Source organism: Roseovarius halophilus (ex Wu et al. 2025), from assembly GCF_047086965.1.
Window position 1 is genome coordinate 1 of record NZ_JBKOTX010000466.1, and the last position, 1,381, is coordinate 1,381.

Sequence of the window (1,381 nt, forward strand, 5' to 3'; positions counted from 1 at the left end):
AGCGAGGCCAGGCGCCAGCGCTTGCGCGCCGCCGAGAGGTTCGGATGCGCCGCGCGCCGGATCAGCCAGGCGGCGACGCCATGCGCCTCGGCCCGCAGCGCCAGCCGCTTGGTGGCGGTGAAATCCAGCTGCGGCGGGTCGCCCCAGACCTCGCCCACCACGGCGCCCAGCACGCCGCAGCCCAGCCCCTGTTCCATGGCCCAGAGCACATCGATGGGGCGGTTCACATCCACTGCGATCACCTCCAGCGGGCGGGGCAGCCCGGCGATGCAGAGCCGCCCGGCCTCGTGCCGCGACAGCCGGTCGCTGATCCACAGGACCGGGCCGTCCTCGGGGGCAATCTGGGTGAGCATGAAGCCCAGCGGGCCACCGTCGCTGGCGGTGTCGGCGAAGATCTCGGTCAGGGTGGGGGAGTCGGGGGATTCACCCGTGCCCCGGGTGCGGTCGGACAGCAGCTCGGCGGCGGTTCTGGCGGGGGGCGGGGCGCAGCGCATGGGGAATCCTTGGCAAGTGTTCTTTCTTTGTTCTAATTCGCGCACCGGCCCGCGTCAAATCCCGGGCGGGCTGTTCGGCGGGCTTTCCCGGCTTGTCTGTCGCATCAAGGTTGCATAACGTGCCTTTCGATAGGGGAAGGGCGGAACGCCAAAATGACGGGACCAGTGCCGCGGGTGGGGCCCCGCCATGACATGCTGTGCAGGCCGGCGTGCCAAGGTGTGCGCCGATGATCGCCCGGGCGGTTCTTGAGGCCTGTGTGGTCCGCGCCGGGCTGTCTCCGAGCGCCCACAACACCCAGCCTGCACGCTGGGCGCTGGGGGCCACGGGAGCGACGCTTTTTTGCGACACGCGCCATGTCTTGCCGGCCAGCGATCCCGAGGGCCGCGCCACGGCGCTGGGCTGCGGGGCCGCATTGGAGGCCATGGTGCTGGCGCTCTCGGCCCACGGCATCGGGGCCGAGGTGGACCTGGCCCAGTCCCCGCGGTTCCACCGAGGCCGGGGGCTGGAAACCGTGGCGCATCTGCACTTTGTCGAAGGGGCCGCCGAGGATCCGCTGCACCGTCAGCTTGAGCATCGCTTCACCTGGCGCGGGTCGTTCGATGCGGCCCCGATGGAGCTTTACGGCTGGTCGCGTCCCGATGCGCGGCTGGTGCTGGATGACAAGGGCCGGTCCTGGCTGGCCGAGCGCAACGACTGGGCCAGCCTGCAGGGGCTGCGCGACGCGGGCCTGCGCCGCGAGTTGGTGAACTGGATGCGCCTGTCGCCCCGTCACCCCCGCGCCCGCCTGGACGGGATGGACCGGGCGGCGCTGAACCTGACCCGGGTACGGGCGGCGGCGCTGCCGCTGGTGTTCGGCCCGCTCTGGCGGGGGCTGGAGGCCGTCGGG

At 71.9% G+C, this 1,381-nt stretch carries 2 protein-coding genes; one reads left to right on the forward strand and one right to left on the reverse strand.

The annotated features are described in order from the left end of the window. On the reverse strand, window positions 1-494 hold a 494-nt coding region (locus ACH107_RS32860), incomplete at its 3' end, for a hypothetical protein (protein WP_412509787.1). Window positions 495-721: 227 nt separating this feature from the next. Between ACH107_RS32860 and ACH107_RS32865 the strand changes: the two genes are divergently transcribed. After that, on the forward strand, window positions 722-1,381 hold a 660-nt coding region (locus ACH107_RS32865; RefSeq protein ID WP_412509788.1), incomplete at its 3' end, for a hypothetical protein.